This window comes from Leisingera sp. F5 (genome assembly GCF_001593695.1).
On record NZ_LUKH01001273.1, the window covers coordinates 1 to 1,144 of the forward strand.

At 59.7% G+C, this 1,144-nt stretch carries 1 protein-coding gene; it reads right to left on the reverse strand.

Going from position 1 to position 1,144, the window contains the following annotated elements; translation table 11 throughout:
• Window positions 1-1,144: CpaF family protein (locus A2I95_RS40720; RefSeq protein WP_291737990.1), on the reverse strand; the 1,144-nt coding region annotated here is incomplete at both ends.

The window sequence follows — 1,144 nt, forward strand, 5'->3', positions numbered from 1 at the left end:
CGGAAGCGCTCAGAGTAATGGCTGCGCACGCCGGTGGCGGTGAAATGGCCGATGATTTTGTTGTCCGGGGTCAGCCCGACCCGCTGGAAGCGGAAGATTTCCTGCATCGAGATCACGTCGCCCTCCATGCCGGTGATTTCGGTGATGGAGGTCATCCGGCGGGAACCGTCCTGCAGACGCGAGGCTTGCACAATGAGGTTCACAGCCGAGGAGATCTGGCTGCGCACCGCTTTGAGCGGCATTTCAATACCTGCCATTGCAATCATGTTTTCCAGGCGTGAAATCCCGTCGCGGGCCGAGTTGGCATGGATCGTGGTCATCGAGCCGTCATGGCCGGTATTCATCGCCTGCAGCATGTCGATGACTTCCTCGCCGCGGGTCTCGCCGACGATGATACGGTCAGGGCGCATCCGCAGAGCGTTCTTCAGACAGTCGCGAGGGGAGACCTCGCCCTTGCCTTCAACATTGGGCGGGCGGCTTTCCATCCGTCCCACATGGGTCTGCTGCAGCTGCAGTTCCGCGGTATCCTCGATCGTCAGGATCCGCTCGGAATTGTCGATGAAGCTGGACAGCGCATTCAGCGTGGTGGTTTTACCCGAACCGGTACCGCCCGAGACGATGACATTCAGCCGGGTCGAAACTGCGGCCTGCAGAAAGGCGGCCATCTCCTCGGTGAAGGCGCCGAAATTCACCAGGTCGTCGATGCCCAGCTTGTCTTTTTTGAATTTCCGGATCGACACCAGCGAGCCATCCACCGCAACCGGCGGCACCATCGCGTTGAAACGCGAGCCATCGGCCAGGCGGGCGTCCACATAGGGGTTGCTTTCATCAACACGGCGGCCCACAGCCGAGACGATCTTGTCGATGATCCGCATCAGATGCTTCTCATCCTTGAAGGTGATGTCGCTGATCTGCAGTTTGCCATCACGTTCAATAAAGATCTGCTGCGGGCCGTTCACCAGGATATCGCTGACCGTGTCGTCCTGCAGCAGCGCCTCAAGCGGGCCAAGGCCGGTGACCTCGTCATACAGCTCCTTGTTCAGCTGCTGGCGGTCCTCGCGGTTCAGAACAATGCCTTTTTCCGCCAGAATCTCGGTTGCAATCGTGGCGATCTCAGATCGCAGCTCTGCCTCGCCTGCGCGTT